Consider the following 24,378-nt stretch of genomic DNA (forward strand, 5'->3'; position numbering starts at 1 on the left):
CAGCACAGCAATCCCTGTTCTTCCAGCTCAACGCCCGAATTCGGCGGGTCGTTTGTCTACGAGCTGCGGAAGCCGGGGCGCTCCGCGCCCCGGAAACAGCCCATTCCGAACACGGCCGTCCGCATGCCGTCCGGGAACGGCGGGGCGATCGGCCGGTCGGTGAACATCGCGTGCGTGCGCGGCACCGGCATCCGGTTCGTGCGGCCGGGAAGGGCCCGCGACGCCTCGACGATCCGTGTCCTGTCCCGCCGGAAGTCGAACAACGCCATGCTCGCACTCTTCTCCGTGGTTCTGACCGAGATCAACGGACGGCCGTGCGACGCGAGGCCGAACGGAGGCCGGGTGGGAGCCGACATCTAGGCCGCGCGTCGGTCGCCAAGGCGTCTTTGACATGGTATTGGCGTGACGAGCACGGTCTTGAAGAAGGATCCAGAGGCGGATCCGCCGCGCGAACCGGACAACGGCGGAGACGGCGAGGATTCGGTGAACGGAGGCGGCCGGGCCGACGCGTGGGTCGCCGCGCTGCGCCGCAGGTTCACGGACCGGACCGTCGCCCGACTCGTCGAGCTGCTCGCGCTGATCCCCCCGATCGCCATCGTGCTCGAGGTGGCTAGGTCCGGAAAGCTGCAGTGGCTCGACTACTGGTACGTCCTCGAGCGGATCACCAACCCGGACGGCTCGCTCCGCGCCGTGGGCCTGCTCCAGCCGCAGAACGAGCACCCGCTGATGATCCCGTCGCTGCTGTACTGGCTCGACGCGCGGCTCGCGGACGGCGACAACCGGGTGCTCGGCTACCTCGTGATCGTGATCGCGGCCGTCACCGTGCTGCTGATGCGTGCGGCACTGCCGGCGTCGCTGCCCCCGGTGGTGCGGGCGGGGCTCGTGGTCGGCGCGTCCGCGCTCGTGTTCAGCCTGCAGGGCCTGCACATGTTCGTCCGCTCGATGAGCGGCTCCGCGTGGCTCACGGCGAACCTGTTCGTGGTCGCCTCGCTCGTACTCGCGCACCGGCGGACGTGGTGGGCCGCCTGGGGTGTCGGCATCCTCGCGACCGCGTCCTACGGCACCGCGTTCGCGCTCTGGCCGGCGCTCGCGGTGCTCGCCACGCTGCACAAGGAGCGCTGGCGGACCCGGCTCGTGCCGCTCGGCATCGGCGTGGTCGTGGTCGGCATCTGGTACGTCCTCAAGCCGGTCAACTGGGTGGGCGGCGTACCGGCGAACGACATCGGCTCGCTGCTGTTCACGTTCCTGACGATCGTCGGGAAGATGTGGACGGCCGACAACGCCGGCGTCGCGGTCATCGCCGGCGCGCTGATGCTCGTCGTCTACGCCGTGCTGATGACCAACAAGACCGCGCGTGACAAGGCACTGCGGTTCTGGTGGGCACTCGCCGTCTACGGCGTGCTCGCCTGCGGCATGATCGCCGCCGCCCGGGTCGACTTCGGCGCCGACTTCGGGCTCTCCAGCCGGTACTCCTCGCTCGCGGTGATGGTGTCGGTCCCGCTGCTCGTGCTGATGGCCGTCGTGCTCTACAAGGGCGTGCGGCGCAACGCGCAGAAGATCGCGATCACCACGGTCTCCCTCGGCGTCGTCGGTTTCACGCTCGGCCTGCCCACGGCCGCGATGCTGCGGTCCCAGATCGCGGAGCACCCGATCGAGGGCGTCGCGATCGCCGCCGGCTACGGCGACGTGCTGGGCCCGGTGCTGCCCAGGGAGGCCCAGCTCGAGCCGAAGCTCACGGCACTGCACCACTATCCCCTCAACGGGACGTTCTCCCTCGGCTGCGGCGGCCCCGAGCTCGGCTCGACCATCGACCTGACGCGGACGACCGCGCTCCCGCAGCCCGGTTCCCGCAGCCCGAGCGAGCCGGCCGGCGTCATCGATCGGGTCGAGCCGCGCGGCGAGGCCTCGATCATCATCGGCTGGGCCACCGGGGGCGTCGGGCGCGGCACGGACCAGGTGCGCTGCACGCTGGTCGTGGACGGCGCCGGCAAGGTCGTCGGCGGGGGCGTGAGCCGCATGACGCGCAGCGAGGTCACCGCGAGGTACTGGGATCTGCCGCCCGACGTAGGCTTCAAGGTCCTCGGACCGGTCACCGACGAGACACGCGTCGTGGTCGTGTACGAGAGCGGTGCGATGAGGTGGCTTCCCGCCCAGGTCAGCGATACCGGAGACGAGTAGTGACTATTGAAACCGTGCCAGACGTGCAGGTGAGCGTCCTGATCCCGGTCAAGGACGAGGAGGCGACGCTGGCCACCCTGGTGGCCGAGATCGCGGCGGCGTTCGAGACGCTGCCCGAAGTCGAGTACGAGGTGATCTTCGTCGACGACGGCAGCGTCGACACCAGCTGGACGGTCATGCGGGACCTGGCCGCCACGCACCGGCGGGTCCGTGCGCTGCGGCTGCGGCGCAACTTCGGCAAGGCCGCGGCGCTCGCCGCGGCGGTCGACGAGGCACTCGGCGAGCGGGTCGTCACGATGGACGCCGACCTGCAGGACGACCCGACCGAGGTGCCGCGCCTGCTGGCCGAGCTCGACGACGGCGCCGACCTGGTCTCCGGCCACAAGGCCGACCGCAAGGACCCGCTCGGCAAGCGCATCCCGTCGAAGTTCTTCAACAAGATGACCGGCGTGATCACCGGGCTGAAGCTCAACGACCACAACTGTGGGCTCAAGGCCGCGAAGACCGAGGTGTACCGGCGGGTGCCGCTCTACGGCGAGCTGCACCGCTACATCCCTGCGCTCGCCCACCAGAGCGGCTATAAGGTCCGCGAGCTCGCGGTCAACCACCGGCCGCGCGAGCACGGCAAGTCGAAGTACGGGTTCGAGCGCTACGTGCGCGGCGCGATCGACCTGCTGACCGTCATGACGATCACCAAGTACGGCCGCCGCCCGGCGCACCTGTTCGGCGGCCTGGGCCTGGCGTCCGGCCTGCTCGGGTTCGTGCTGCTGGCTTACCTGACGATCGTGAAGGTCTTCGGCGGCGAGGCCATCGGCGACCGGCCGCTGCTGATGCTGGGCATCCTGCTGATCATCCTCGGCGTGCAGATGATCTCCATCGGGCTGATCGCGGAGATCGTGCTCCACCGGACGGCGAACCGGCGCGAGGCCACGGACCTGATCGACGAGCGGACCAAGACGCTCGAGCCGGCCGACGCGGTCGAGCCGACGACCCGCGTGGTGGCGAAATGAGTGGCCTGCGGGGGGCGTACGTCTCCGGTGTGCGGACCGTGCGCAAGGCCGCGGACAAGACCGGCCTGCTGACGCGGCTGGAGCGCAGCGAGTCCCCGAAAGCGCGGCACGTGCGCACGCTGTTCTCGATCTTCGACGCCGCCGAGCTGGCGCGGATGGACCTGGCCTGGTGGAGCTACCCCGCGATGCGCCGGGTCGAGGAGTTCCTGGCCGACCGGCCGGGCGCCCGCGTGTTCGAGTACGGCGCGGGCGCGAGCACCGCGTGGCTCGCCCGGCGAGCGGGCCAGGTGGACAGCGTCGAGCACGACGGCGAGTGGGTCGAGTTCGTCCGCGAGCTGCTCGCGGACACCCCCGGCGTGAAGCTGCACGCGGTGCCGGCGACGCCCGCCACGCCGCGGACCGTGATCCGGTCCGGCCGGGCCGGGCACACCGAGCTCGACTTCGCCGACTACGTGGCCACGATCGACCAGGTCGGCGGCGTGTTCGACCTGATCGTGGTGGACGGGCGGGCACGCAACGACGCGTTCCGCCGCGCGTTGGACCACCTCGCCGACGACGGCGTGATCGTGTTCGACAACATCAAGCGCAAGCGCTACTGGGACGTCCTCTCGGCGATGCCGGGCGTTCGCATCGAGCTGCTCAAGGGCGCGACGCCGACCTTGCCCTACCCGACGACGACCGGGCTGATCAGGCGTGACTAGGCATGTCTGAACCGACACCACCGCGACCGAGCCGGCTGGCCGACCTGCTGGCCATCGTGTTCGTGGTGGTCGCCGTCGGCGTCGCCGGCTGGGCGCTGCGCGACCAGCTGCCGAACGTGGTCGACGCGATCGGCGACATCGCGTGGTGGCGGATGGTGCTGGCGCTCGGGTGCGTCGTCGCCGGGCTGCTGGCGACGGCCGAGGTCTGGAAGCACTGCCTCGCGGCGCTGGGCTCGTCGGTGTCGTCCGGGGCCGCGCGGCAGATCTTCTTCCCCGCACAGGTCGGCAAGTACCTGCCGGGCTCGATCTGGCCGTTCCTGGCACAGATGCGGTTCGCCCGCGAGCACGGCGTGCCGGGCGGGCTCGCGCTGCTGGCGGGCTCGGTGTTCCTCGTGGTGCACGCGGTGACCTCGGTGCTCGTCGGCGCGCTGCTGCTGATCAGCCAGCCGGACCTGGTGAGCCGGTTCGGCTGGGCGGGCGTCTGCGTTCCGCTGGCGCTGGTGCTGCTGCACCCGCGGGTGGTGAACCTGTTGGCTCGCAAGCTCGCCGGCCGGTCCGGCGTCGAGCCGCCGACGCTGCGGTGGGGACACCTGGTGCGGCCGCTCGCGTGGATGCTGCCGGCGTGGCTGGGCTACGGGCTCGCCGGGTACCTGCTCGCCGACCCGTTCACCGACTCCGTCCTGCAGCTCGCCGTGGTGTGCACGGGCGCGTTCGCGCTGGGCTGGATCGTGGGGCTCGTGGTGTTCATCGCGCCGGCCGGCGTGGGCGCCCGCGAGGCGGTGCTGATCCTGGCGCTGACCCCGCTGCTGGGTGTGGCCGCGGCGACGACGGTGAGCCTGATCCTGCGGGTCGGCCACACGCTGGCGGACATGCTGCTCGCGTTGCGGTACGGCCTGGTCCGCGCCCGTCGTGCCAAGCGGGACGAGCAGCCCGCCGAGGCCTAGGTGGCCGTGTCCCGGGGGACCCGCCAGAAGACGCCGGCCCAGTCGATGGTCCGGATCGGCGCGTCGATGCCGTTCGCGGCGCGGTAGTCGTCCACGGCCTGCCGGCAGCCCGCGACCGCGTGGTAGTCGTCGACGATCACGAACCCGCCCGGCGAGAGCTTCGGGGCCAGCGCGGTCAGGGCGTCCCAGGTCGAGCCGTACATGTCGCCGTCGAGGCGCAGGACCGCGAGCCGCTCGATCGGTGCGGTCGGCAGCGTGTCACGGAACCACCCGGGCAGGAAGCGGACCTGGTCGTCGAGCAGGCCGTACCTGGCGAAGTTGGCGCGGACCTCCGCGAGCGGCACGGCGAGGAAGTCGACCTCGTGGTGGGTGTCGCCGGCGTCGGCCGGGTAGCGCTCGGTGTCCGGCGGCGGCAGGCCGTCGAACGAGTCGGCCACCCAGACCGTGCGGCCGGTCTCCTCGTGGGCCGCGAGCACCCCGCGCATGAGGATCGACGCGCCGCCGCGCCACACGCCGGTCTCGACGAGGTCGCCGGGCACGCCGTCGGCGATCACCGTGCGGACGCATTCGTGCAGGTTCTCCAGGCGCTTGCGGCCGACCATCGTGTGCGCGGTGTGCGGCCAGTCGGCGCCTTCGCCGCGGGCCTTCGGGTCGAAGCCGTCCGGTCCCCAGGGTGCCTCGTTGGGGTCCTCGTAGATGGTGTTGGTGAGCGCGCGGACGAGTAGGTCGACGTAGCGTTCGCGGATTCTTTCGACGGTCGTTCCGGCGATCTTTTCTGCGGACATCACGACTGCGAACAATTCCTTCCGCGTCGTGCGGCATCCTGTTACGTCGAGGGCAACCGACACAGGAGTACGCACATGGACTGGCAGGACGAGCTGCGGCGGTTGGACAAGCAACTGTCCGGGGGCGAGATCTCCGCGCAAGACTACCGACGCATGCGTGACGAGCTACTCGCCGAGGCCTCCGCACCAGCGCAGGGCCGGGGCTCCCTGTGGTCCAGCGCCCGCCCCGACGCCGCACCACCGGAAGCCGCGCCGGCCACGCCCGCTCCCCCGGCACCTCCCGCTCCCCCCGCCGACGAGGACGCGGAGGAGACCCAAATCGTGGCGGACGAGACGGTCGTGGTCGACGAGACCGTCGTGCACGGCCAGCCCGTCGAGGAGGACGACACCGCCGTCCACCCGGCGCCCGTGGAGGAGACGATCGTCCACTCCGCACCCGCGGACGAGACCGCCGTCCACCCCGCGCCCGTGGAGGAGACCGTCGTCCAGCGCGGGCCTGCCCCGCCCGCCGCGCCCAGGAACGCCATGGAGTCCACGGAGACCGTCGCCGAGCCCGCCGCGCGGGTGGAGCCCGCGGGCTCCGCGGGTTCCGTGGGGTTGGTGGAGATCATCGAGCCCGGCGACCCGGACGACCCGGACCGGACCGCCAGCGTGGCCGCCGAGACCGTGGCCGAGTCGGGCAAGAAGAAGGTCCCCACGTTCCCGCCCCGGCCGACGGACTACCCGGCGCCGCCCCCACCGCCGCCCCTGCCGGCGCCCGCGCGGTGGACCGGGCACGTACGCGGCGAGGAGGTCTTCTCCAGGGCCAGGCCGCAGGGCAACGCCCGCCGCACCGCCGCGGTCCTGCTGTCGGTCGTGATCGCGCTCGCGGTGGTCGGCGGCGGGGTCTGGTACTTCGCCTTCCGGTCGGACGAGGCGCCGGCCGCGAACCCGCCGGCCACCAGCGACCAGCCGCAGAGCCAGGCGCCGAACCAGCCGGCGCCGTCCACGCCGCAGCAGAGCACGCCTCCGGATGACCTGCCCACGAACCTGGCCGACGTCGTGGGTCCGCTGCCCGGGGCCGCGGACAAGAACAACGGCACGATCTCGGCCGCGCGAGCCGGCCAGCTCAAGCTGTTGGCCCCGCAGGAGGTCGACGCGGCCATCCAGAGCAGCGTCAGCGACGTGATCTTCCGCGGCTCCACGAAGGGCGAGACCGGCAACGCGCTGCTGGTGTTCACCATGCCGAACGCGACCACAGCCGCCGCGTTCACCGATGCCGAGCGCCAGTACCTGGGCGACGCCGGGTTCACCCCCGGCAAGGAGCTGAGCAGTGGGCTGCCCGTGCTGGAGCGCAGCGAGGAGGCCACCGTGTACCGGGTCGTCTACACGACGGGCAAGTACACCGTCCGGTTCGGCGTGGCCCAGCTCAACGCGAACCGCGACCAGCTCCGCCGGGAGCTGGAGACCGTAGCGGACACGATCCTCGCGGTCCTGCCGCCGTCCTGAGCCACCGGCAGGAATCCCGCCGGGTCAGCTGGACGCGGGTGCCGGTGCGGGCTGCGCGGGCCCGACCGGTGGGAACTCCTCGGTCTGCTCGTCGGACGTGCCCGAACCGGGCTCACCGGCCGGCTCCGGCTTGCGAGCCGGCCGGCGGATGAGGACGCGGCGCAGCTTCATCGCCTGCTTCTCCACCACGTGCCAGGAGATCAGGCCGCACCCGAGCGCGATCGGCACGGCCGCCGCGGCCACCAGCCAGGGTGGCCCCACGCCGAGGAACAGCAACGTCTGGAGAACCACGAACCCGTAGAGGTACACGCCGTAGTTGGCCACCGTGAGCCAGTTCGGCAGCCACAGCCGGCGCGGCAGCAGGTGGCCGATCGCGACGACGAGGTAGGGCAGCGTGAAGATCCGCGCCACCTCGACCATCGCCGAGGAGTACAGCGTGAAGTCGACGCCCACGCACAGCAGCACGCCGAACCAGCTCAGCCGCAACCGGTCGCGGTAGAGCCAGATCGCCGCGCCCACCGCGTACATGCCCAGGTACTGCAGCAGCGGGAATATCGGCACGAGCAGCAGCACCGGCGGCAGCGTGAGCTGCCCGATGACCATTCGCTGCAGCAGCACCGCCATGGACAGCGCGAACACGACCATGACGATCCGGGACCGGCTGAACGTGATCAGCAGGCCGAGCAACGCGATCAGCACGTAGCCGAGCAGCTCGACCGGCAGGCTCCACAGCGAGCCGTTCACCGCGCCCGGGTAGTGGTTGCCGGTGAACACGCCGGGCAGCACGTACTGCTGCGGGAACAGCAGCAGGTTGTCGCCGACGTAGCTCCAGGTGGCCGGATGGGCGAGGTACTCGCGCTTGCCGAGCGTGGTCGTCAGCGTGCCGAGAACCAGCGCGGTCAGGGCGAGCACGACGGCCAGGCCCGGCATGATCCGCAGCAGCCGGCGGACCCAGAACCGCCACAGGTTCGGGTCGCGCTGCCAGCTGCGCATGATGAAGTAGCCGGACAGGCCCATGAACGCGCCCACCGACACGGCGCCGAGGTCGACGCCGGACTCGGCCGGCATGAAGCTGTTGCCGCGGCCGGTGAGGATCGGGGTGTGGTCGATGACCACGATGAACGCGAAGACGAGGCGCAGGGTGCCGTAGCCGTCGCCCTTCCGGCCCGCGTCATTTCCCTCGTCGCGGGCGGCACCCTCGCTCGCCATGCGACGTAGCATAGGCAACCGCCGTCCGCCGGTTGGGTGTTATGCGATCGGGCGGCGACCGGAGATCCCGGAGATCTCCGTGGCCGGCCGCAGCACCGGCAGCTCGACGGTCGGCGGGTCGGAACCCAAGACGGCCGGGATGCGCTCGGTACGGGGCTCCGCGGCGGCGGTGTCCGGGCGGGTGTCCGGGCGGTCGTCCGGCCGGCGGTCGGTCAGCGTGGCGCGCAGGCGCAGGCCGTGCTTCTCCACCAGGTGCCAGGACGCGAGGCCCAGCAGCAGCGCGATCGGCACGCCCGCGCCGATGACCTGCCACGGGTTGTCCGCGCCGAGCCAGGCCAGCGTCTGCTCGACCGGGAAGCCGTAGAGGAACACGCCGAAGCTCGCCACGGTCAGCCAGTTCGGCAGGCACAGCCACGACGGCAGCCTGGTGCCGATCGTCAGGATCGCGTACGGCACGGTGACCGCGCGCGTGATGTCCGCGACCGGGCCCGGGTAGACGAGGAACTCGATCACCACGGCGGCGGCCACGCCCCACCAGGACAGCGGGATCCGGTCGCGGTAGAGCCAGGTCGCGATGCCCATCGCGTAGATCGCCATGTACTGCAGCAGCGGGTTCGTGAGCAGCAGCAACATGGTGTCCGGCAGCGCGATCACGCCGGTCACGCGCAGCACGAGCAGCGCGGCGAAGGGCACGGCGACCAGGAAGATCAGGTAGCGCCGCCGGTTGATGCCGAGCACGCCCACGACGGTGACCATCGCGTAGCCGAGCACCTCGACCGGCAGGCACCACAGCGAGCCGTTGATCGCCAGCGGGTACGGGTTGTCCGCGAACACGCCGGGCAGGTCGTACTGCTGCGGGAACAGCAGCAGGTTGTGCCAGACGAACGACCACGTCCGCGAGTCGGAGAAGTACTCGCCGGCGCTGCGCGTGGTCACGAGCGGGCCGAGCACGAACGCGGACACGAGGACCACCGCGAGCAGGCCCGGCATGATGCGCAGCGCCCGGCGGACCCAGTAGCGGACCAGGTGCGGGTCCCGCTCCCAGGTCTTCATCACGAAGAAGCCGCTCATCGCCATGAACGCGGCGACGGTCAGCGTGCCGTAGTGGTACCAGTGCTGACCCCAGCCCCAGCCATCGTAGTCGCCGGTGATCGGCATGGCGTGGAAGCCGATGACGCCGCACGCGATGACGAGGCGCAACGTCCCGAAACCGTCAGTGGCACGACGAGGGACACGACGAGAGGCGCGACTAGCTGGGCCTACGCGGTGTTGGCCGCCCCGACCGGCCATTCGCACCCCCTCCCGCCCTCCTTGCGGACGGTCGACGAAAAGTAGGATAGTCACCGGCGCTCGTGCCATACGGGGGCAGGCGTTCGGTCCGCCTTGTAATTTCTTTGGTTCTAGGAGGCTGTCAGGTGACCTGGCAGGAGGAGCTGAGCCAGCTAGACGGTGCGCTCGCATCTGGCCAGATCTCGGCGGACGACTACCGGCGGGAACGCGAGCGGATCCTCGCCATGGCGACAGGTGGTACTCCGCAGGGTGGTACTCCGCAGGGTGGTACTCCGCAGGGCGGTGCCCCGCAAGGTGGTGCCCAGCAGACTCCACCCAGTCCGGGCCAGGGCAGTGGTCCGGTCAACCGCGGGCAGGACGCCTTCCCGCCGCCGTTCAAGTGGACGACCGAGCGACCGAGCGAGCCCCCGCCCGCCCAGCCGCCGCAGCAGCAGGGTGGTGACGACGTCACCCAGGCCGTGCCGAGCGCGTCGAACGCGGAGAAGACGCAGATCGTCTCCAACTCGACGGACAGCACGCAGATCGTCGACATGAACGACACGGCCAGCAAGGGCCCCGGCCCGAGCTTCGGCGACCGCACGCAGTACGTGCCGCAGGTGCCGCCCTCGCCCCCGCAGGGCATGCCGGCCCAGCAGTGGCAACAACAGCAGGGACAGCATCAGGGACAACAGGGCCCACCGCCGCAGGGCACCTGGGGCCCGCAGCAGTCGACGCCGCCGTGGGAGGAGCAGGAGGAGCTGGTACCGCCGTGGGCCGGCTACCAGGCGCAGGGCGCCGAGGTGTTCGACACCGACAAGCCCCCGGGGCGCGGCAAGGCGTGGGCGATCGTCGGCGTGGTCGTGCTGCTGCTGGTCATCGCGGGCGGCGTGCTGTTCCTGACCGTGTTCAAGAAGGACGACACGTCCGCACAGCCCGGCGGTCCGCAGCCGACGGAGACCTCCGAGAAGCCCTCGCCGCCGACGTCGGAGGAGCCCGAGCCGTTCGGCCCGCTGTACGTGCCGGAGGGCACGACCTCGGGCGGCAAGACCTACTCGGCGGCGGAGCTGGCCAAGTCCAAGGCGCTGCCGACGCCGGACAAGGTGCTGCTCAAGCAGGCCGGCATCTCCGAGGCGCGCTCGGTCGTCGTGGTGAACGAGTCGACGACGATCAGCCTGTGGTCCTTCGGCACCAACGACCCGCCCCAGCTCGCCGAGGACATCACGACCGACCAGCGCCGGTTCGGGTACAAGCAGGTCAAGGGCGGGGCCGTGGAGGGCGTCAAGGTCTACACGTCGACCCAGGAGAGCTCGAGCCGCACCGTGTACGTCTACCGCGCGCACTACACCAACGGTGACGACGTGATCCGGGTCGAGGCGTTCGCTACCGGCAAGGACCAGGCGAAGACGCAGTTCGACGCCGTGTTGGAGGCCCAGCTCGAGCTCACCCCGCCCGAGTAGCCGAACCAGTGGCGGAGACGGAGACGGTGACGACGGTACCCGGGCGGTCGGTGGACGACGCGACGCCCAGCTCCATCAGGGTCGCCGTCGTGTTGTACGAGAACGCCCTCGACGAGATGTGGCGCTGCCTGCGGTCGCTGGTCCGCGGTGTCGAGCGGGCGGGCGAGGACCCGAGGACGGCGCCGAACGTGGTCACGATCAGCGTCGGCGACTGCTCGGGCGGACCGGTGATCAAGGAGGCCGACCTGGCCGCGCTGCGCGCGATGGCCGAGCACCGGGCGAGCGTCGACTACACGTGGTTCGGCCGCAACCTCGGGCACAGCGCCGGCTGCAACACGCTCGCCGAGGACGCGCCCGAGGACGCCCTGCTGTTCCTCAACCCGGACTGCTACGTCTCGCCGCGGATGATCGCCCGGCTGCTGTCGGCCATGCGCGACCCGCTGGTGGCCGCCGTCGACGCCCGGCAGATCCCGTGCGAGCACCCGAAGTGGTTCGACCCGGTGACCGGCGAGCAGAGCTGGGCCAGCGGCGCCTGCCTGCTCGTGCGCACGCCGTGGTTCCGCGAGGCCGGCGGGTTCGACACCGACGCGTTCCCGTCCTACGTCAACGACGTCGACCTGAGCTGGCGGCTGCGGCTGGCCGGCGGGCGGGTGGTGCACCAGCCGAACGCGGTGGTGTTCCACGACAAGCGGCTGGTCGACACGGCCACCGTGGCGCCGACCCAGATCGAGCTGTACGAGGGCCTGCTGGGCCGGCTGCTGCTGGCCACCCGGTACGCCCGCGACGACGTGGTCGAGGAGACCATCGAGCTGGTGACCGCGCACGGCAGCACCGAGCAGCAGCGCGCGGTGGCGGAGTTCGAACGCCGGCGGCGGGACCGGTCGCTGCCGGCTCCGCTCGCGGGTGCGGACCGGGTCGCCGACTTCACCGACGGCGAGTACGGCCGGCGACGGTTCTGACGGGTTCGGACGGGTGCTGAGGACGGCCAGTTGAGCAACTACGAGTTCGAGTTCACCGAGCGCGGCCCGTACGGCGCCGCGGTTCGGCTGCTGCGGGACACGGACCTGCACGACAAGCTCGTGCTCGACCTCGGTTGTGGCTCGGCGGCCGTCGCCGCGCCGCTGCGCCGGCTCGGCGCGCGCTACGTCGGCGTGGACGTCGACGAGGACTCGGTCGCGAAGCTCGCCGACCAGGGCTTCGAGGCGCACCATGCCGACCTGGCCGGGCCCGGGCTGCCGGACACGCTGCGCACGATCATCGCCGGCCGGCCGCTGGCGGCGGTGCTGTGCCTGGACGTGCTGGAGCACGTCACCGAGCCGGCGCTCGTGCTGACCGCGCTGGCGGACGTGACCGGGACGCATCCGGGTGTCGAGCTGGTCGTGAGCATCCCGAACGTCGCGCACCGCGACATCGCCAGGAGACTCCTGGTCGGCGAGTGGGAGACGACGGACTCGGGGCTGCTCGACCGTACGCACGTGCGGTTCTTCACCGACCGGACGCTGACCGAGCTGATGTCGGGCACGGGCTGGTACGAGTCGGCCCGGCTCGACTTCCCGCTGGAGGAGTCCGACCAGCACCGCGCCGGCCACCCGGCGTTCGAGCCGGCGACGAACCTCGGCGCCTACCTCGACCACGTGCGTCGCGGCGCGGACGAGTTCGGCGTGGTCAACCAGTTCGTGCGGCGCTACCACCGGGGCTCGCCGCGGGTCGCCGAGCAGGTCACCGACGCCGGCACGCCGTTCGTCAGCATCGTGCTGCGGACCCAGGGCCGCCGGCCGGAGACGCTGACGGACGTGCTGTGCTGCCTGGCCGCGCAGACCTGCCTCGACTTCGAGGTCGTCCTGGTGGTCCACGACTCGACCCGCATGACGGCCGTGCGCGAGCTGGTCGACGAGTTCGAGGGCAACATCGCGCAGCGGGTGCGGGTGGTGTCCTGCGACGGCGGCACCCGCGGGCGGCCGGCGAACGCGGGCCTGCGGGAGGCGATCGGCGAGTACCTGGTCTTCCTCGACGACGACGACCTGGTGACGGCCGACTGGGTGGAGAACATCCGCACGAACGCGCGGACGCACCGGGGCATGGTCGTGCGCTGGTGGGCCGCGGAGCAGAAGCGCCGGCACGGCAAGGGGGACGAGCTCGCGTCGCACGTGGCGGTGGGCCCCATGACCCCGACGTACGCCACGAGGTTCGACCTGGCGCGCCACATCCGCCAGAACGAGACGCCCTTCCACTGCTTCGCCTTCCCCCGTTCGCTGGTCGACCTGGGCTTCGCCTTCAACGAGGCGCTGACCGTCTGCGAGGACTGGCAGTTCCTGGTGCGCGCGGCGTCCGTGTGCGGCGTGGTCGACACCGGGCGGATGACGAGCATCTACAACAAGTGGGCGGACAACACGTCGGCGCAGGCGGCGTCGGCGCAGGAGTGGTTCGCGATGCGGTCGGTGGCGCACATCGCGCTCGACGAGCAGCCGCTGCTGCTGCCGCCGGGCTCCGCTCGCGCACTGGACCGGACGCTGGAGAAGGTGGAGACGCAGGAGCGCTGGATCGCGAAGCTGGAGGACGACCTGGCCGCCACGCGGCTGGCGCTGGCGGACCTCCAGGAGGTGTCGAACAACGCCCACCACGCACTGGACGAGCTGCGCTCCTCGACATCGTGGAAGTTCAGCGCCCCCCTGCGGCTGGTGGGCGCGGCCGGCCGCAGGATCCTCGGCCTGGTCCGTCGCCGCTGATCCCGGCGCCGCACCACGCCGACCGCCGGCACGACCGGCCGAACGCCCGCCGGGAAACTACGGTGGACCCTGGGCGACCGCACGGGAGGTCCACTGTGGACACGAAAGCTCTGGAACGCCGGCTGGCCGGGGCCGTCTCCGGGCCGGTCCACTTCGACGCCGGCACGCGTGCGCTGTACACAATGGACGCCTCGAACTACCGGCAGGTGCCGCTGGCCGTCGTGATCGCGGCGGACGCGGACGACGCGGTGGCGGCGGTCGCCGCGGCCCGCGAGTTCGGGGTGCCGATCGTCCCGCGCGGCGGTGGCACGAGCCTCGCCGGCAACGCGACCGGCGGCGGCCTCGTGCTGGACCTGTCCCGCCTGGACACGATCGAGGAGATCGACCCGGTTGCCCGCACCGCCCGAGTCGGGCCCGGCGTCGTCCTCGACGACCTGCGTGCCGCGGCCGCGGGGCACGGCCTGACGTTCGGCCCGGACCCGTCGACGCACAGCCGCTGCACGCTCGGCGGCATGATCGCCAACAACTCGTGCGGCGCGCACTCGGTCGCCTGGGGCACCACGCTCGACAACGTCGTGGAGCTGGACGTCCTGCTCTACGACGGCACCCGGCTCACGGTCGGCCCGACCACGGCCGAGGAGCTCTCCCGACTCGCGGCGGCGCCGGGCCGGGTCGGCGAGATCCACACGGCGCTGCGTGACCTGGCGACCGGCAACCTCGCCCGGCTGCGCACCGAGCTCGGCCGGCTCGGCCGGCAGGTGTCCGGGTACCCGCTGCACCAGCTGCTGCCCGAACACGGTCACGACATCGCGAAGGCGCTCGTCGGCACCGAGGGCACCTGCGTGGTCGTGCTCGGCGCGACGGTGCGGCTGGTCGGAGTCCCGGCGGCGCGGGCGCTGCTGGTGCTCGGTTTCGGTGACGACGTGGCGGCGGCCGACGCGGTGCCGGCGATCCTGCCGCACCGCCCGCTGACCGTGGAGAGCATGGACGAGCGGATCCTCGCCCTGCGCGACGCCCGAAGCTCCGAGCGCCGGCCGGTCCTGCCCGACGGCGGCGCGTGGCTGTTCGTCGAGGTCGGCGGCGACGACCTGGCGTCGGCCTCCGACGCCGCGACCGCGATCGCCGAGCGACTGGGCGTCCCGCACGGCATGTACACCGAGCCGGCCGTGCGGCGTTCGCTGTGGCGGCTGCGCGAGGAGGGGTCGGGCATCTCGACCCGGATGGCGGACGGCTCGGAGGCGTGGCCCGGCTGGGAGGACACGGCCGTCCCGCCCGAGCGGCTGGGCGCCTACCTGCGGGAGCTTCGCGCGCTGCTGGGGCGGCACGGGCTGCGCGGGCTGACGTACGGGCACTTCGGCGAGGGCTGCGTCCACATCCGCATCGACTGGGACCTCACGCACCGCGATGGCGTCGCGGCGTACCGGCGGTTCGTCGAGGAGGGCGCGGACCTCGTCGTGCGGCACGGCGGCACGTTGTCCGGCGAGCACGGCGACGGCCAGGCACGCGCGGAGCTGCTGCCCCGGATGTACTCGCCGACCATGATCACGCTGTTCTCGCGGTTCAAGGCGATCTGGGACCCGGAGGGGCGGATGAACCCGGGCATGATCGTGAGCCCGTTCGGGATCGACGAGAACCTGCGGTTCGCCGCGGTCGAGCCGCTGCCGGCCACGCTGTCGACCGGCACGGAGTTCCGCTACCCGCACGACGGCGGGGACTTCGCGCAGGCAATGCGGCGGTGCGTCGGGGTGGCGAAGTGCCGCGACCGCGGTGCCGACGGGGCGGTGATGTGCCCGAGCTTCCGGGTCACCGGCGAGGAGCGGCACTCGACGCGCGGCCGGGCGCGGCTGCTGTACGAGATGCTCGCCGGCGAGGTGATCACCGACGGCTGGCGGTCCACCGAGGTGCGCGACGCGCTCGACCTGTGCCTGTCCTGCAAGGGGTGCGCGAGCGACTGTCCGGTCAATGTGGACATGGCGACGTACAAGGCGGAGTTCCTGCACCACCACTACGCGCGCCGGGTGCGCCCGGCAGCGCACTACTCGATGGGCTGGCTGCCGCTGTGGCTGCGGCTGGCGTCCCAGACGCCGCGGCTGGCGAACGCGTTGATGTCCGGACGCGGTCCGGCGGGCGTGCTCAAGCGGCTCGGCGGGATCGCCCCGCAGCGCTCGCTGCCGAGGGTCGCGCGCACGCCGTTCACGCGGTCCTTCCTGGCCGGCGAACACGGCCGGCGCGTGGTGCTGTGGCCGGACACGTTCACGAACTTCTTCGCGCCGTGGATCGGTGCGGCCGCGGTGCGCGTGCTGCGGGCGGCCGGGTTCGAGCCGCTGCTGCCGAGCGGGTCGGTGTGCTGCGGGCTCACGTGGGTGTCGACCGGGCAGCTCACGGTGGCGCGCCGGGTGATGCGGCGGAGCCTGCGCGTGCTGGGACCGGAGATCGACGCGGGCACCCCGGTGGTCGGCCTGGAACCGAGCTGTCTGTCCGCCCTGCGCGGCGACGTCCCGGAGCTGACCGGCGACCGGCGCGCCGAGCGGCTGGCGGCGCGGAGCCACACGCTGGCGGGTTTCCTGGCGGCGTACGCACCCGGGTGGGCCCCGCCGGCCGAGCCGCGGACGGCGATCACCCAGGTGCACTGCCACCAGCACGCCACCCTCGGCTTCGACGCCGACGCGGCACTGCTGGCCCGGGCCGGCGTGGACGCCAGGCGGTTGCCGGCCGGCTGCTGCGGGCTGGCCGGCAACTTCGGCTTCGAACGCGGCCACTACGAGGTGTCCCAGGCCCTCGCCGAGCACACCCTGCTCCCGGCGGTCCGCGAGGCCGCCCCCGACACCCTGGTCGTAGCGGACGGCTTCAGCTGCCGAACCCAGATCGAGCAGGGCAGCGACCGCCACGCCGTGCACCTGGCCGAAGTCCTGGCCGCCACCCTCAGCTGACCGCCGAGTTGTCCACAACAGACCCAGCCATCCACAGCAAGCCCACGACCACACCGTCATGTCAGCCCCCACAAGTAGACTGGCGTGGTGGGGTGGCCCCCGGAGAGGGTGGGGGCCGCGGATCACGGGGTGGCGAGTGGCTGGGTCGCGTCGTGTCCGTGTGGTGTCAAGGGAAGCGACACCGTGAACCGGGCGCCGCCCTCGGGTGCCCGGCCGGCATCGATCATGCCGCCCATGCGGGTCACCAGGCCGTGGACCAGGGCGAGGCCGATTCCCGTGCCCACCGGCCGGACGCCCTCGTACCGCGCGTGCAGCACGCCCCGCTCGAACGCCCGCCGGTAGTCCTCCTCGGACAGGCCCGGGCCGCCGTCGCGTACCTCGAGCACCGCCGCGCCCGGTGCGTACCGCAGCGCCAGCACGATCGGCGCGCCCGCGGGCGTCACCCGCAGCGCGTTCTCCGCCAGCCCGTCCACCACCTGCCGCAGCCGGCGCGGGTCCGTGCGCACGGGTACCGGGTGGTCCGCTGCCTCGACCGAGAACACCACCCCGGCGGCGGCGCAGCGCGCGTGCCACACCTGCACCGACTCGGCCAGCAGGTCGGTCAGGTCCACGTCCACGATGTCCAGCCGGTAGTCGTCCGAGCCGAGCCTGGCCAGGTCCAGCAGGTCCGACACCAGGCGGTTCAACCGACCGGCCTCCTGCCCGATCACCTGGCCGACCTCGGGCACCTCGTCGCCGGTGACCACGCCGTCCGCCAGCGACTCGGCGAAGCCCGTGACCGCGGTCAGCGGCGTGCGCAGCTCGTGCGAGACCGACAGCAGGAACTCCCGCTGCCGCGCCTCGCTGTACGCCAGCGCGTTCGCCAGCGCGTTGATCGACTCGCCGACCTCCACCAGCTCGCGCGGCCCCTCCGGCGGCACCCGCAGGTCGCGCCGGCCGTGGCTCATCGCGGAGGCCACCGCCGCCGTGCGGCGCAGTGGGCCGGACAGGCGCCCGGCCAGCAGCCAGCCCGCGGCGGCCGCCGCGAGCAGCCCGACGCCCAGCGCGAACACCACGTTCCTGATCAGCCGCCGGCCGGTGCCCTCGGCGAACGCCACCTTCCCGACGAGCGCGATGGCGATCCGGCCCTCGACCGCCCGGCCCTCGACCAACAGCATCTCGCCGTCGACGCGCGCGCTCCCGTGCAGCGGCCGCTCCGCGGTGACGCGGGACAGCCCGGCCCGCCGCGCCGCCACCACCGCCGCCTCGTCGGTGCCGGCCAGCCCGCCCGCCGCCCCGCGCCGGACCACCGCGACGTCCTGCCCCTCGAGAATCTCGTTGAGCCGCCCGGCGAGCAGCCGCGTCTGCGCCAGCTGCGCGGCGATCACGTCGGCCTGGTCGGCCAGCGTCTGCTGGGTGATCTCCCGCGACGACGTGGTCACCAGCCGCACCGAGATCGCGCCGGCGACCAGCGCCATCACCCCGGCGACGGCCAGGCACAGCGCCGTGGTCCGCACCACGAGCGACGACGGGCGCCTCACGCCGGCCGGTCCGCGGAGTACCCCACGCCCCGAACCGTCCTAATCGGACTGGCTGGACCGAGCTTGGCTCGCAGCTGCGCGATGTGCACGTCCACCGTGCGGGTGCCGGCCGCCGCCTCGTAGCCCCACACCATCGACAGCAGCTGCGCCCGCTCGAACACCTGCCGGGGCCGCCGCATCAGGGCCGCCAGCAGGTCGAACTCCGTGGACGTCAGCGACACCTCGCGACCGTCCGTCCACACGCGACGCTGGCCGACGTCGAGCCGCGTGGCGCCGAGCTCGAGCACCTCGGCCACCGGGGCGCCGGCCGCGCGGCGCAGCACCGAGCGCACCCGCGCCACGAGCTCGCGCGGGCTGAACGGCTTCGTCACGTAGTCGTCGGCGCCCAGCTCCAGCCCGAGCACCCGGTCGACCTCGTCGTCGCGCGCGGTCACGAACAGGACCGGCGTCCAGTCGCCGGCGGACCGCAGCGCGCGGCAGACCTCGATGCCGTCCACCTTCGGCAGCCCGACATCGAGCACCACCGCCACCGGCCGGAGCCGGCGCACCGCGGCCAGCGCCGACTCGCCGTCGGCGACGAGGTGCACGCCGTACCCGTCCCGGCGCAGGTATCGGACCACCAGGTCGGCGATGGCGGGGTCGTCCTCGACGACCAGCACCAACCCGCGCTCTTCGGCCATGCACCACCTCCCCGCGACGGTCAGCCGTTCTCGGCCATCTCGGACTCGATCGCCTTCAACGTGGCCTCGATGTCGTCGAACTGCTGCTCCACCGAACCGCCGGTGCCACCGGAGCCGCCCGGCGAGCTGCCGGGGTGTGCATCACCCCGGCAGCCGGCGCCGAACAGCAGCACGGGCACCGCGACGAGCGCGATTATCCGTGCCCGCCTCACTTCGACTCACAGTGCTCGGTCCGGAAGTCGACGGCCCACGTGTTGATCTTGTTGAGGTCGTCGACGAAACCCTCGCGGCGATCCGCGCGCTCCTCGAGCAGCTGGGCGGTCTCCTCGCGACCGGCCTCGCGCTCCGTGGCCGCGCGGGCCCGCAACCAGGCGGCCGATCCGCGGGTGTTCTCGTCGGCCTGGATCCGCTCGACCAGCCAGCTCGTCCGCCGCTCGATCTTGGGCAGGCGCCGGTCGCACAGGAAGGTGACCTGCTCGGGGCTGAGCGTGATCGTCACCGACCCGGGCTCGCTGGACGGCGCGGGCTCCTCCTGCGCAGTGGCCACTGCGGCGCCGCCGAACAGCACCGAGCCGGCCATCGCACCCCCGACGACGATCCTTGACGTCCGGTTCATGTCGCTCCTCTCGTGGATTCCCTGACGAGCGTCACGATGCCGGGGCGAGATGAGCGAACCGCCTGCGTTCTGTTCGAGCCTTGTAAGGCTAGAGACCGAGCCTGGTCAGCAGCCGCTGCTCGAGCTCGTCGAGCTCGGTCGCCGCCGCCCGGTGTGCGGCGCGGCGCCGTGCGGAGGGCATCCGCTCGGCCGCGCGGACCGCGGCGGCCAGCTGGCGCAGTGTCGTCTCGGACCGGTCGGCGAAGGTCCGGTCCTCCGCGGAGGCGTCCTTGCGCTCGCGCAGCTCGGTGACCGCCTCGGCGGCACCGGAGATGCGGGCCTGCAACGCGCCACCCTTTCCGGAGTACCGCGCGAGGTCGCCGACGGCGACACCCAGCCGGCGGGCCTTCATCCGGTCGATCCGGTCGCGCGCCTCCCCGAACGCGCGGAGCACGACAGGAACGACCACCGGGATGACCGCGGGCCCGACGACCTTGGCCACCGCGAGCGCGTTCTTCGCCTTCTTGGGGGTGATGCGCGGCTCGCCCGGCACGGCGTCCGGCCTGCGCTTCCTGAGTGCCATGCGAAGAACCTACTGGGCTGCGAGGCGTCGAGCACCCCGGCTACCTGCCGTGTTCTGTCGGTGGGTCCGCCTAAACTGCGTTACGTGACAACTTCGGTGCTGCTCGACGCGGGGGTGGTGACCCGATGCCGGCGCCGGGTGCACCTGGAGCACGACCCGACCATGCAGGACGCGGTCACGGCACCACCCGACCCGACCGCCGAGCAGCGCAAGGCCGACGCGGCCGCGCACCGCCAGTCGATCGCCGACGAGATCTCCAGCCTCGTGGGCGGGGCCGACGGCGGCGGCTGGACGGAGATCCCGCGCGGACCCGACCGCCGCTCCGCCGAGCGTGAGCAGCTCACCCTCGAGGCCATGGCGGCGGGTGCGCCGTTCATCTGGGCCGCACAGCTGCCGCGGGACCAGCCGGGCGGCCGGCGAGGCGCGATCGACCTGCTGGTCGCCACGGCCGGCGGCTACGTCCCGGTGCTCGTCGTCCGGCACAAGGTGAGCGACCCGGGCAGCGGCGCGCAGACGTCGCCGCTGTCGAGCCCGCGACCGTCCGCACGCGACACCGATCCGGCGCGCCGGGTCCGGCCGCAACCCCGTGACCAGCTGCGTCTCGCGCACGTCTACCGGTCGCTGCAGGCCTGCGGCCGCGCGGGCGGCGAGGCGGTCGGCGGTGTCATCGGCCTCGACGGCGACGTCGTGGTCTGGCACGACCTGGAGGCGCCGACCTGGCCGGGCGGTCGCGGCGCGCTCGACGAGTACGACGCCCGCTTCGCCGACCGGCTGGCGATCGCCACCACGGCGGCGACCGGCGGGACGGCGCTGGCGCGGCCGTCGCGGATCGTGGAGTGCCGCACCTGCCCGTGGTGGCCGGTGTGCCAGGTGGAGCTGGAGGGCGCGCGGGACGTGAGCCTGGTGGTGCGCGGCGAGGAGGCGGCGGCGCTGCGCGCGGCCGGTGTCCGCACGGTCGACGACCTGGCGCGGCTGGATCCGGACGACGAGTCCCTGCCGCCGACCGGCGTGCCGCTCACCGACGCGGTCGGGCTGGCCAAGGCGTGGCTCGCGGGCCTGACCGTGGTCCGCCGCGTGCGGGCGATCACCGTGCCCCGCGCGGACGTCGAGGTCGACGTGGACATGGAGAGCTTCGGCGACGCGGGTGCCTACCTGTGGGGCGCGTGGCTGTCCGGCGCGGACGTGGGCGAGCGGCCCGGCTACCACGCGTTCGCCACGTGGGAGCCGCTCCCGACCGACGACGAGGCACGGTCGTTCGCGCAGTTCTGGCAGTGGCTCGCGCTGATTCGGCTGCGGGCCCGGGCACGCGGCCTGAGCTTTCGCGCGTACTGCTACAACGAGCTGGCGGAGAACCGCTGGCTGCTGTCGTCCGCGAAGCGGTTCGCGGGCAAGCCGGGCATTCCCACGACGGACCAGGTGCAGGGCTTCATCACTTCGGACTCGTGGTTCGACCTGTTCGGCAGCGTGCGCGACAATTTCCTGTGCTCGCGCGGCAAGGGCCTCAAGACGATCGCCCCCGCGGCCGGCTTCACGTGGCGCGACCCCCACGCGAGTGGCGAGAACTCGATGCGCTGGTACCGCGACGCGGTGGGCATGGACGGCACCCCGCCCGACTCGGGCCAACGCCGCCGGCTCCTGGAGTACAACGAGGACGACGTGCAGGCCACGCTGACCCTGCGCCGGTGGATGACCTCACCGGAGATCGAGGCGATCCCGTACGTCGGCGACCTCTAGCGAGGTGCCATGCGCAGTGCGCCGTCCAGCCGGATCACCTCGCCGTTCAGGTAGTCGTGCGCGATGATCGACAGCGCCAGGCTCGCGAACTCCTCCGGCCGGCCCAGCCGCTTCGGGAACGTCACACCCTCCGCGAGCTTCTCGCGGAACTCCTCGCTGACGGTCGCCAGCATCGGCGTGTCGACGATGCCCGGTGCGATCGTCATGACCCGGATGCCGGACGAGGCGAGGTCGCGTGCCGCCGGCAGGTTCAGCCCGATCACGCCGCCCTTCGACGCCGCGTACGCGGCCTGCCCGATCTGCCCCTCGTAGCCCGCGATCGAGGCGGTGTTGATCACCACGCCGCGCTGCCCGCCGTCGTCCGGCGGGGTCTGGGCGATCGCCGCGGCGGCGAGGGTCAGCACGTTGAACGTGCCGATCAGGTTGATCTCCACGACCTTGCGGAACAGGTCCAGGTCGTGCGGGCCCTTGCGGGACAGGATCCGCGCGGACGGGCCGATGCCCGCGCAGTTGACCGCCACGCGCAGCGGCACGTCCGCGCCCGCCGCGGTGTCGACCGCCGCCGAGACCTGCGCGGAGTCGGTCACGTCGGCGGGCACGTAGGACAGACCCGACACCGGTGGCGCCTGCTCGACCGCCGCCGGCAGATCCAGCGCGAAGACCCGCGCGCCGTTCTTCGCCAGCGCCTGCGCGGTCGCGCCGCCCAACCCGGACGCGCCCCCGGTCACGATCGCCGCGATCTCACTGATCCGCATGCCCGTTCCCTTCTCTCAGCCCGCGAGAGAGGTTAACGGGTGCTCACGTGAGTTCGTCCGCCAGCAGGTCCATCAACAGGCCGTCGTGCCAGCCCGTGCCGTCGTGGTCACGCTCGTACCGGCGCATGACGCCGACCGGGCGGAAGCCGACCTTCGTGTAGCAGCGGACCGCCGCCTCGTTGTCCGCCGCGGGGTCGATCACCAGCCGGTGGTGTCCACGTTCCTCGATCAGGTACCGCGCCAGCGTCCGCACGGTGTCCTCGCCGACGCCGCGGCCGTGCACCGCCGGGTCGAGGAACACGTCGACGGACGCGTGCCGGTACCCGGGATCCTCCTCCTCGCCGTACTGGATCATTCCGCGCACCACGCCGTCGACCAGGACCGCGAAGCACACCACCTCGGGGTCGTCGAGCGGCCAGCCCGGCTCGGCGTCCGCGTCACCCCAGCGCGCGTGGACCTCCGGAGTGTGCAGGATCCGCCGCAGCTCGCGGACGTGCGACTCGGTCACCGGTACCAGGACGACGAACTCACCTGTCAGCACCCACGCACGCTAGCGCTCGCCGTCCGGGCGCCGGCCACCGAGATTCAGCAGTAACACCAGCGGGACGGCCGCGAGCAGCGCGAGCACGACGAACAGGCCGGCGGCGGCGAGGAGCTCCATACGAAACACCATGGCCGCCCGGCCCCCGGCCGCGCGTCGGCCATCAGTGCCGTTCCGGAGTCCGTCCGGGGGATGACCGGGGGTGACGGTCGGCGGACGATCAGCGGGCCGATCAGCGCCGGCCCGGCGGGCAGATCTCGTCGAGCACCAGCAGGTCGTCCTCGGTCGGGTGCCACTGCGCGGCGCCGGCGTTCGCGATCGCCTGCTCGGGCGTCGTCGCGCCGGCGATCACCGAGCCGACCGACCGCTGCGCGGCCAGCCAGCCGATCGCGACCGTCGCCATCCCGATGCCCCGCTCGTCGGCGAACGCGCGCAGCTTCTCGATCCGGTCCCACGGCGCGTCGGCCAGCAGCCGTGTCCGGCCCGCCAGCCGCGCGCTCGCCGGCGGCTCGACGTCGCGCTGGTACTTGCCGGTCAGCAGACCGTTGGCCAGCGGGAAGTACGGCAGCACACCGAGCCCGAACCGTTCGCACGCGGGCAGCACGTCCCGCTCGGCCTCGCGCTCGAGCAGCGAGTAGTGGTTCTCCGCGGCGATCGGCGCGGCGAGGTGGTTGGTCCGGGCCAACCACACCGCGTCGGCGACCTGCCAGCCCGCGAGGTTGCACACGCCCGCGTAGCGGATCAGGCCCTCGCGCACGAGATCGTCCAGGGCGCCCAGGGTCTCCTCGACCGGCGTGCTCGGGTCCGCCCGGTGCAGCTGGTACAGATCGATCCAGTCCGTGCCTAGCCGCCGTAGCGACGCCTCGACGGCCCGCTTGACGTAGCGGCGCGAACCACGCGCGCCGAAGTCCGGGCCGTTCGCGCCCTGCATGTCCACGCCGAACTTGGTGGCGATGACCACGTGGTCGCGCCGGCCGGACAGCGCCTGGCCCAGCAGCTCCTCGCTGCGGCCGCGCGGTGCGCCGTACACGTCGGCGACGTCGAACAGGTTGATCCCCGCGTCGACGGCGGCGCCGATGAGCGCTCGCGAGCCGGCCAAGGACTCGGCCGCGGTCCCGGGGCGGCCGAGATTGTTGCAGCCGATGCCCACGACGCTGACGACCAAACCGGATTTTCCCAGGTGACGCAGTTCCACCGGAACAAACTACTAAGCCGACTGGCGTCGATCTAGCTGCCAAACGGTGGGTATTGCCTGCTCTTCGCCGTCGAACGG

General features: G+C 72.4%; 22 protein-coding genes. 10 read left to right on the forward strand and 12 right to left on the reverse strand.

All coding sequences use genetic code 11. From position 1 onward, the window contains the following. Positions 1-56: 56 nt before the first annotated feature. Complete coding sequence (locus ACRDTB_RS02155) at positions 57-269, reverse strand: hypothetical protein (RefSeq protein ID WP_431428132.1); 213 nt, start codon at positions 267-269, stop codon at positions 57-59. 133 nt (positions 270-402) lie between these two features. On the opposite strand from ACRDTB_RS02155, the gene ACRDTB_RS02160 reads away from it, so the two are divergent. From ACRDTB_RS02160 to ACRDTB_RS02175, 4 genes are read left to right on the forward strand one after another with little or no spacing between them, the layout of a single operon-like run. Then, entirely contained in the window at positions 403-2,178 is a 1,776-nt protein-coding gene (locus ACRDTB_RS02160) for a hypothetical protein (protein WP_431428133.1), read from the forward strand. 14 nt (positions 2,179-2,192) lie between these two features. Further along, the gene (locus ACRDTB_RS02165; protein ID WP_431428135.1) at positions 2,193-3,188 is read left to right on the forward strand and encodes a glycosyltransferase family 2 protein; all 996 of its coding nucleotides are present in this window, start codon (positions 2,193-2,195) and stop codon (positions 3,186-3,188) included. Further along, positions 3,185-3,889, forward strand: a complete 705-nt coding sequence (locus ACRDTB_RS02170; RefSeq protein ID WP_431428137.1) for a class I SAM-dependent methyltransferase — start codon at positions 3,185-3,187, stop codon at positions 3,887-3,889. Before ACRDTB_RS02165 ends, ACRDTB_RS02170 begins: the two co-directional genes overlap by 4 nt. A 2-nt stretch (positions 3,890-3,891) precedes the next feature. Continuing rightward, the gene (locus tag ACRDTB_RS02175) at positions 3,892-4,833 is read left to right on the forward strand and encodes a lysylphosphatidylglycerol synthase domain-containing protein (protein WP_431428138.1); all 942 of its coding nucleotides are present in this window, start codon (positions 3,892-3,894) and stop codon (positions 4,831-4,833) included. Here the strand turns inward: ACRDTB_RS02175 and ACRDTB_RS02180 are convergent. Beyond that, positions 4,830-5,618 carry a TylF/MycF family methyltransferase gene (locus ACRDTB_RS02180; protein ID WP_431428243.1) on the reverse strand — a complete coding sequence of 263 codons (789 nt, stop codon included), beginning with the start codon at positions 5,616-5,618 and terminating at the stop codon, positions 4,830-4,832. The two genes, ACRDTB_RS02175 and ACRDTB_RS02180, sit on opposite strands and share 4 nt — an antisense overlap. A 75-nt stretch (positions 5,619-5,693) precedes the next feature. Between ACRDTB_RS02180 and ACRDTB_RS02185 the strand changes: the two genes are divergently transcribed. Continuing rightward, the gene (locus ACRDTB_RS02185) at positions 5,694-7,106 is read left to right on the forward strand and encodes a hypothetical protein (protein ID WP_431428139.1); all 1,413 of its coding nucleotides are present in this window, start codon (positions 5,694-5,696) and stop codon (positions 7,104-7,106) included. A gap of 24 nt (positions 7,107-7,130) precedes the next feature. Here ACRDTB_RS02185 and ACRDTB_RS02190 read toward each other — a convergent pair whose 3' ends face one another. After that, complete coding sequence (locus ACRDTB_RS02190; RefSeq protein ID WP_431428140.1) at positions 7,131-8,315, reverse strand: acyltransferase family protein; 1,185 nt, start codon at positions 8,313-8,315, stop codon at positions 7,131-7,133. A gap of 39 nt (positions 8,316-8,354) precedes the next feature. Continuing rightward, positions 8,355-9,515, reverse strand: coding sequence for an acyltransferase family protein (locus ACRDTB_RS02195; RefSeq protein WP_431428142.1), 1,161 nt, complete (start codon positions 9,513-9,515; stop codon positions 8,355-8,357). Between the two features lie 215 nt (positions 9,516-9,730). Between ACRDTB_RS02195 and ACRDTB_RS02200 the strand changes: the two genes are divergently transcribed. The 4 genes from ACRDTB_RS02200 (at position 9,731) to ACRDTB_RS02215 (ending at position 16,697) form a co-directional block, all read left to right on the forward strand. After that, positions 9,731-11,041, forward strand: coding sequence for a hypothetical protein (locus tag ACRDTB_RS02200; RefSeq protein WP_431428143.1), 1,311 nt, complete (start codon positions 9,731-9,733; stop codon positions 11,039-11,041). A gap of 26 nt (positions 11,042-11,067) precedes the next feature. Then, on the forward strand, positions 11,068-12,000 hold the full coding sequence (locus ACRDTB_RS02205; protein WP_431428144.1) for a glycosyltransferase: 933 nt from the start codon (positions 11,068-11,070) through the stop codon (positions 11,998-12,000). Positions 12,001-12,030: 30 nt separating this feature from the next. Continuing rightward, positions 12,031-13,767, forward strand: a complete 1,737-nt coding sequence (locus ACRDTB_RS02210) for a methyltransferase domain-containing protein (protein ID WP_431428146.1) — start codon at positions 12,031-12,033, stop codon at positions 13,765-13,767. A 182-nt stretch (positions 13,768-13,949) separates the two neighbouring features. Then, positions 13,950-16,697 carry an FAD-binding and (Fe-S)-binding domain-containing protein gene (locus tag ACRDTB_RS02215; protein WP_431428244.1) on the forward strand — a complete coding sequence of 916 codons (2,748 nt, stop codon included), beginning with the start codon at positions 13,950-13,952 and terminating at the stop codon, positions 16,695-16,697. A gap of 122 nt (positions 16,698-16,819) precedes the next feature. On the opposite strand, the gene ACRDTB_RS02220 is transcribed toward ACRDTB_RS02215, so the two are convergent. The 5 genes from ACRDTB_RS02220 to ACRDTB_RS02240 all read right to left on the reverse strand — a co-directional run bounded on the left by ACRDTB_RS02220 (position 16,820) and on the right by ACRDTB_RS02240 (position 20,075). Further along, positions 16,820-18,217 (reverse strand): HAMP domain-containing sensor histidine kinase, encoded by a 1,398-nt coding sequence (locus tag ACRDTB_RS02220; RefSeq protein ID WP_431428147.1) that lies wholly within the window; start codon positions 18,215-18,217, stop codon positions 16,820-16,822. Next, complete coding sequence (locus ACRDTB_RS02225; protein ID WP_431428148.1) at positions 18,214-18,897, reverse strand: response regulator transcription factor; 684 nt, start codon at positions 18,895-18,897, stop codon at positions 18,214-18,216. The genes ACRDTB_RS02220 and ACRDTB_RS02225 overlap by 4 nt, the downstream gene beginning before the upstream one ends. A gap of 20 nt (positions 18,898-18,917) precedes the next feature. Next, positions 18,918-19,109 (reverse strand): hypothetical protein, encoded by a 192-nt coding sequence (locus tag ACRDTB_RS02230; protein ID WP_431428149.1) that lies wholly within the window; start codon positions 19,107-19,109, stop codon positions 18,918-18,920. Further along, positions 19,106-19,513 carry a hypothetical protein gene (locus ACRDTB_RS02235; protein WP_431428150.1) on the reverse strand — a complete coding sequence of 136 codons (408 nt, stop codon included), beginning with the start codon at positions 19,511-19,513 and terminating at the stop codon, positions 19,106-19,108. The genes ACRDTB_RS02230 and ACRDTB_RS02235 overlap by 4 nt, the downstream gene beginning before the upstream one ends. 88 nt (positions 19,514-19,601) lie before the next feature. Continuing rightward, entirely contained in the window at positions 19,602-20,075 is a 474-nt protein-coding gene (locus tag ACRDTB_RS02240) for a DUF6474 family protein (protein WP_431428152.1), read from the reverse strand. 84 nt (positions 20,076-20,159) lie between these two features. On the opposite strand from ACRDTB_RS02240, the gene ACRDTB_RS02245 reads away from it, so the two are divergent. After that, the gene (locus ACRDTB_RS02245; protein WP_431428154.1) at positions 20,160-21,809 is read left to right on the forward strand and encodes a TM0106 family RecB-like putative nuclease; all 1,650 of its coding nucleotides are present in this window, start codon (positions 20,160-20,162) and stop codon (positions 21,807-21,809) included. On the opposite strand, the gene ACRDTB_RS02250 is transcribed toward ACRDTB_RS02245, so the two are convergent. From ACRDTB_RS02250 to ACRDTB_RS02260, 3 genes are all read right to left on the reverse strand, one after another. Beyond that, positions 21,806-22,564 (reverse strand): SDR family NAD(P)-dependent oxidoreductase, encoded by a 759-nt coding sequence (locus tag ACRDTB_RS02250; RefSeq protein ID WP_431428156.1) that lies wholly within the window; start codon positions 22,562-22,564, stop codon positions 21,806-21,808. The two genes, ACRDTB_RS02245 and ACRDTB_RS02250, sit on opposite strands and share 4 nt — an antisense overlap. A gap of 43 nt (positions 22,565-22,607) precedes the next feature. Further along, on the reverse strand, positions 22,608-23,105 hold the full coding sequence (locus ACRDTB_RS02255; RefSeq protein ID WP_431428157.1) for a GNAT family N-acetyltransferase: 498 nt from the start codon (positions 23,103-23,105) through the stop codon (positions 22,608-22,610). 232 nt (positions 23,106-23,337) lie between these two features. Next, positions 23,338-24,300, reverse strand: coding sequence for an aldo/keto reductase (locus ACRDTB_RS02260; protein WP_431428159.1), 963 nt, complete (start codon positions 24,298-24,300; stop codon positions 23,338-23,340). Positions 24,301-24,378: the final 78 nt, after the last annotated feature.

The organism is Actinophytocola sp. (assembly GCF_050699935.1).
In the GTDB taxonomy this organism is placed as follows: Bacteria; Actinomycetota; Actinomycetes; order Mycobacteriales; family Pseudonocardiaceae; genus Actinophytocola.